Annotated in this window: 5 protein-coding genes; all 5 read left to right on the top strand. The window is 68.7% G+C overall.

All coding sequences use genetic code 11. The features are described from left to right. On the top strand, positions 1 to 853 hold an 853-nt coding region (locus tag ACFPZ3_RS10300), incomplete at its 5' end, for a hypothetical protein (RefSeq protein ID WP_379513768.1). Between the two features lie 92 nt (positions 854 to 945). Continuing rightward, the gene (locus ACFPZ3_RS10295; protein ID WP_379513767.1) at positions 946 to 2,442 is read left to right on the top strand and encodes a sodium:solute symporter family protein; all 1,497 of its coding nucleotides are present in this window, start codon (positions 946 to 948) and stop codon (positions 2,440 to 2,442) included. Between the two features lie 107 nt (positions 2,443 to 2,549). Beyond that, positions 2,550 to 3,065: an SRPBCC family protein gene (locus ACFPZ3_RS10290; protein WP_379513766.1), complete on the top strand. Its 516-nt coding sequence runs from the start codon at positions 2,550 to 2,552 to the stop codon at positions 3,063 to 3,065. 27 nt (positions 3,066 to 3,092) lie between these two features. Next, positions 3,093 to 5,432: an FdhF/YdeP family oxidoreductase gene (locus ACFPZ3_RS10285; RefSeq protein ID WP_379513765.1), complete on the top strand. Its 2,340-nt coding sequence runs from the start codon at positions 3,093 to 3,095 to the stop codon at positions 5,430 to 5,432. Positions 5,433 to 5,489: 57 nt separating this feature from the next. Next, entirely contained in the window at positions 5,490 to 6,209 is a 720-nt protein-coding gene (locus ACFPZ3_RS10280) for a VOC family protein (RefSeq protein WP_379513764.1), read from the top strand. Positions 6,210 to 6,249: the final 40 nt, after the last annotated feature.

Here is a 6,249-nt window from a genome sequence, read left to right as displayed (position 1 = left end):
CGCGCCCGCCGTGCTCCGCCGTGGTCACGGCACCCTCCACGGCGTCGCGACCAACCGGCGTGGCGGCACCCTCACCGACCCCGCGGTCCCCGTCGTACGGCTGGAGCGCGAGAACGGCGAGCCCGTCGCCACCGTGTTCTCCTACGCCTGCCACCCGGTGACGCTCGGCCCCGACAACCTGGAGCTCACCGCGGACTGGCCGGGCTACGCGCGCCGGCACCTGGAGTCCGCGATCGGCGGCGTGGCCATGTTCCTGCAGGGCTGCTGCGGCCAGCTCAACACCGGGCACACCGCGGTCGACAGCCTGCGCGGCACCGAGCCCCGCCCCGGCAGGACCTTCGAGGCCGCCGGGCGCATCGGAACCCAGGTCGGCCGGGCCGCGCTCGCCGCGGCCACGGACCCGGCCACCGGACCTGTGTCGGTGGCCGCCACACGCGTCGAGCTGCCGCTCGGCGACCCCCTCACCCCCGACGAGCTGCGCGCCCTGGCGGACGAAGCCGGCGGGATGTGGGTGGGGTGGGCTCTGGCCCAGCTCGCCGACACCGGCCCGGCCACGATCGAGGTCCAGGTCGCCGTGCATCGGTGGGGCGGCGTGCCGCTGGTCTTCCTGCCCTGCGAGCCCTTCGCCGAGTTCGCCGTGGAGCTGCGCGCCGCACTCGGCGATCCCGGACTGCTCGTCGCCGGCTACACCGGCGGGGTGCCCGGCTACCTGCCCTATCCGGAGACGCACTACGACGCGGGCGGGTACGAGATCCACGAGGCCCACCGGGCCTACGGGCTGCGTGCCGCGTTCACGCCCGACGCCGCCCGCCTGGTCATGGCCGCCGCCAAGTCGCTCGCGGGGGCGACGTGATCGGCGCCCCCGTCCACCACGGCTGACCCCGCCACTCCCGGTTCCCCGACCTCTATCTCCACCCGCTCCCCACCCCCGACCTGGGAGACCTCATGGGCTTTCTCGACTGGCTAGTGATCTGCGCCTATTTCCTCGTCATGATCGCCATCGGCATCTGGGCGAAATCCCGCATCCGAGACGCCAGGGACTTCTTCACCGCCGGCGGCAAGATGCCCTGGTGGCTGTCCGGTATCTCCCACCACATGTCGGGCTACAGCTCAGCGGTCTTCGTCGGCTACGCGGCCATCGCCTACACCGCCGGTTTCACCCTGTACGTCTGGTGGGCGATCGGCATCACGTTCGCCATGCTGATCGGATCGTGGCTGTTCGCGCCGCGCTGGCCACGGCTGCGGCAGCGGCTCGGGATCATCTCACCGCTGGAATACCTGGCGACCCGCTACAACGTTCCTGCGCAGCAGGTGCTCGCGTGGAGCGGCACCGCGCTCAAGGTTTTCGACGTGGGCGCCAAGTGGGCGGCGACCGCGCTGCTGCTCCAGGTGTTCGCGGGCGTGCCGATCGCCTGGGGCGTCCTGCTCACCGGCGGCGTCACGCTGATCTACTCGACGATCGGCGGCCTGTGGGCCGACGCGCTCACCGACCTCGGCCAGTTCATCATCCAGCTCATCGCCGGAATCACCATGTTCGTCGCGGTCCTGGCCCAGCTCGGCGGCGTGTCCTCGATCTGGACCCTCTGGGACCGGCTCCCCGAAGGCCACGGCCAGCCCTTCAACGACAAGTACACCGTGGGCTTCATCATGGTGTACCTGCTGATCAACACGCTCTCCTACAACGGCGGCACCTGGAACCTCGCCCAGCGCTTCATCGCGGCCCCGACGGGCGACTCGGCCAGGCGCGCCGCCCTCTTCTCCGCGGCCCTGTACCTCTTCTGGCCCCTCGGCCTGTTCTTCCCGATGTGGGCCGCCCCCATCCTGCTGCCCAACCTCGCCGAACCCGACCAGTCGTACGCCCTCCTGACCCAGCAGCTGCTCCCCGGCGGCCTCATCGGCCTCGTGCTCGCCGGCATGTTCGCCCACACGATGGCGATGACCTCCTCCGACGCCAACGCGATCTCCTCGGTCGTGATCAGGGACATCATCCCCGCGGTCTGGAAGCGCGCCCACCAGCTCTCCTCCAAGTCCGAACTGCTGGCCGGCCGCGTCTCCACGTTCCTGTTCATCGCGCTGTCGATGGGCATCGCGCTCAGCGTGGACAGCTTCGGCGGTGTGCTGGGCCTGCTGATCCTCTGGTTCGGTGCCCTGGTCGGCCCGATCGCCATCCCGATGTTGCTGGGCATGCTGCCGGCGTTCCGCCGCTGCGGCCCCGCGGCCGCGATCGGCTCCTGGGCGACCGGCCTCGTGGTCTTCGCCGTCGTGAAGTATGTCTTCCCCGGCCAGACCCAGACGGTGGAGGTGGCCACGCCGGTGCTGTCCTCCCTGGTGATGTTCGTCCTCATCGGCCTGATCGCCCCGGTCCGCAACCCGGAGGCCGACGCCCTGATCGACTCCCTGAACGCCGAACACCCCGAGGCCGCGGAGGCCCCTTCGTCCTGAGCCCTTGGTCGGGAATTTGCCTACATCGTCACGTTTGCGGATGGAGTCACAAAGGCGCCTCATCTTACGATCGCGGATATCGCAGTGCCTCAAATGACGGGCGACTCATGCGCGCTATCGAAGAGATGGTGGAAATCGCGGTCCCGGTGCATACCGCGTACAACCAGTGGACCCAGTTCAAGAGTTTTCCGCGGTTCATGACCACGGTGAAGCGGGTCGACCAGATCAGGCCCACGATCACCCGCTGGGTCATCGGCTTCGGCCCGATACGGCGTGAGTTCGAGGCGGAGATCGTGGAGCAGCGGCCGGACTCGCATGTGGTCTGGCGCAGCCTGGAGGGCCGTCCTCGCCATCGGGGCGAGGTGACGTTCCGGTCCACCGCGTCGGGCGGCAGCTCGGTCACCGTGCGGATGCAGACCGAGCCGCTCGGCGGTGTGCACGTCCTCATGAGCGGCACCGGAATCACGCGCCGTGTGGTCCGGCGTGAACTTCGGCGTTTCAGGGAGTTCATGGAAAGGCTCGGGGAGGAGTGCGGGGCCTGGCGCGGGACCATCCGCGATGGGCGCGTCCAGGCCGAAGCGGACCCGCCGAGGTGCCGGGTGCCCACCTGGCCCGTGGGCTGACCCGAAGATTCAGAACAGGACGACCTGATGCGTAGAACACCGGAGGACGAGCCGGAAGAGTCGCTGACCGTGACCCCGCCGAAGAAATGGGCGGCGGGGGTGCCCGCGGTGGTGCACGCGCTGGAGTACTCGATCGAGGAGACCTCACCGCGGCGAGCCGCGGTGACGCTCCTGACCATGAACCAGGTGGCGGGCATCGACTGTCCCGGCTGCGCCTGGGCCGATCCCTCCCCAGATCACAGGCACCGCAACGAGTACTGTGAGAACGGCGCCAAGCACATCAACGACGAGGCGACGACGCGGCGCGTCACCGCCGACTTCTTCCGCCGGCACCGGGTCTCCGAGCTGGGCCGGCGCTCCGACCTGTGGCTGAACCAGCAGGGGCGGCTCACCGAGCCGATGGTCAAACGGCCGGGCTCTGACCACTACGAGCCGATCAGATGGGACGACGCCTTCGGGCTGCTCTCCCAGGAGTTGACCGCACTCGACTCCCCCGATGAGGCGGTCTTCTACACCTCAGGCCGGGCGAGCAACGAGGCCGCCTTCGTCCTGCAGCTCTTCGCCAGGGCGTTCGGCACCAACAACCTGCCCGACTGCAGCAACATGTGCCACGAATCCAGCGGCTTCGCCTTGCACGAGACCCTGGGCACCGGCAAGGGAACGGTCAGTCTGCACGACCTTCACCACGCCGACCTGATCTTCCTGGTGGGCCAGAATCCCGGGACCAACCATCCGCGGCAACTTTCCGCGCTGGAGCAGGCCAAGCGGAACGGCGCCCGAATCGTCGCGGTCAACCCGCTTCCTGAGGCCGGGCTGCTGCGGTTCAAGAATCCGCAGCAGGTGAACGGGGTGCTCGGATCGGGCGTCAAGATCGCCGATCGTTTCCTGCACATCAGGTCCGGCGGCGACCTCGCGCTGTTCCACGGCCTCAACCGTCTCCTGCTGGAGGCGGAGGACGCCCGCCCCGGCCAGGTCCTGGACCACGACTTCATCCAGTCCCGCACCAGCGGCTTCGAGGACTTCTCCCAGCACGTCCGCGCCATCGCGTGGACGGATGTCCTCAGCGCCACCGGGCTGGCCCGCGAGGAGATCGAGCAGGTTCGCGACGAAGTCCTGCGCAGCCGGCGCGTCATCGTCTGCTGGGCGATGGGAGTGACGCAGCACAGGCATGGCGTCGCCACCATCCGGGAGATCGTGAACTTCCTGATGTTGCGCGGAAACCTCGGCAGGGCGGGAACCGGAGTCTGTCCGGTACGCGGGCACAGCAACGTGCAAGGCGATCGCACGATGGGCATCTGGGAGCAGATGCCGGACTCATTCCTGGACGCACTTCAGCAGGAGTTCGGTTTCGACCCGCCTCGTGCCCACGGCCTGGACTCGGTGAACTCGATCCGGGCGATGCGCGAGGGCCGCGTCACGTTCTTCCTCGCTCTGGCGGGCAACTTCGTCCGAGCCGCGCCGGACAGCGCCGTCACCGAGGAGGCCATGCGCCGGTGCCGCCTCACCGCCCACATCTCCACCAAGCTCAACCGGTCCCACACCGTCTGCGGCCGGACCGCACTCATCCTGCCGACCCTCGGCCGTACCGAACGCGACATCCAGGCCGACGGGGAGCAGTTCGTCACCGTGGAGAACTCGATGAGCGAGGTGCACACCTCCCGTGGGCACCTCAAGCCGGCCTCCAAGCACCTGCTCAGCGAGGTCGCCATCCTGTGCCGCCTCGCCCGCCGGACCCTCGACGGCACGGCGGACATCCCTTGGACGCAGTTCGAGGCCGACTACGGCACCATCCGTGACCGCGTCTCCCGCATCGTGCCAGGACTGCACGACTTCAACCGGCGGGTGGCCCGTCCCGGCGGCATCACCCTCCCGAACCCGGTCAACGAGGGAGTGTTCCCCACGCCGCAGGGCAAGGCGCTCTTCACCCGCAACACCGGGCAGATGCCGCGCGTTCCCGACGGTCACCTGCTGCTGCAGACGCTGCGCTCCCACGACCAGTGGAACACCATCCCCTACACGCTCAACGACCGGTACCGAGGTATCCACGGCAGCCGCCGGGTCGTCCTCGTCAACCCGGCCGACCTGAGAGAACTCGGGCTGTCCGAAGGCGAGCGCGTCGACCTCGTCAGCGTGTGGACCGACGCCGAGCGCCGTGCGAAAGACTTCGCCGTGGTCGCCTATCCCACCACCCGCGGCTCCGCCGTCGCCTACTACCCGGAGACCAACATCCTGGTGCCGCTGGACAGCGTCGCCGAGTTCAGCAACCAGCCGACGTCGAAGGGAATCGTCGTCCGGCTGGAACCCACCGGCCCGTCGGGCGGCCGGGCGGAGCGGTCCGCCGGCGACAGTGTGCTGCGCCGAGATTGACCGGCTGCTGACCTGGGTGGTCGTTAGCGGTTGCCGGAATGAGGCGATGCACCGACCATGAGCGACATTTCCCCGGGCATGGTGGGATGGTTTGAGATCGGCACATCTGACATCGAAACCCTCGCGCGATTCTACGGCGGGCTGTTCGGCTGGACGTTCGAGTCGCGTTCACCGGAGTACACCGAGATCGTCGCACGCGAGGGGACGCGTCCGATGGGCGGGATCTTCACCCCCGGCGACGAGCTGAGCCTGTCGATTCTCGCCCGCGATGTGCCCGGGGAACTGGGGAAGATCCAGCTGGCCGGCGCCACGGTGGTGACACCGTCGGCAGCAGCGGGCCCGCCAGAGGGTCAGGGCATCGTCTACGCGAGACTGCGCGATCCGCTGGGCAACCCGTTCACCCTCTACTCCGACGACCGGCAGCAGCCACTCGAGATCGTCGAGGGCGCGCTGGGCGGATTCGAGATCGGCACCACCGTGGTGGACACCACCAAGGAGTTCTACTTCGAGTGCTTCGGCTGGACCTTCGAGCTGGACCCAGGCGCGCCGGACTCGTACTACACGGTGTTCAGCCATGACCATCGGCGGATCGGCGGCATGGCCGACCATGGCCTGTACGGCAAGGACTACGCCATGCCACTGTTCCGCGTCGCGGATGAGCAGGACGCGGTGGAAAGAGCCAGAAGCCTGGGCGCCACCGTCGACTCCGGCCGGGACGACGCGCGCAAGCGGCTCAAGGACCCCCAGGGCAACCCCTTCGGCCTGTCGATCGGCTGACCCAGTGGGGGTTCGGAGATCCACGACGGATAGCCTGACG

Source organism: Nonomuraea insulae (assembly GCF_042656245.1).
Note: the sequence above shows the minus strand (reverse complement) of the source record. Positions and strands in the feature narration are given on the sequence as shown.

Excerpts from the sequence above, each read along its gene's own strand:
- ACFPZ3_RS10295 (WP_379513767.1), top strand. The coding sequence starts at position 946 with ATGGGCTTTCTCGACTGGCTAGTGATCTGCGCCTATTTCCTCGTCATG.
- ACFPZ3_RS10290 (WP_379513766.1), top strand. The coding sequence starts at position 2,550 with ATGCGCGCTATCGAAGAGATGGTGGAAATCGCGGTCCCGGTGCATACC.
- ACFPZ3_RS10285 (WP_379513765.1), top strand. The coding sequence starts at position 3,093 with ATGCGTAGAACACCGGAGGACGAGCCGGAAGAGTCGCTGACCGTGACC.
- ACFPZ3_RS10280 (WP_379513764.1), top strand. The coding sequence starts at position 5,490 with ATGAGCGACATTTCCCCGGGCATGGTGGGATGGTTTGAGATCGGCACA.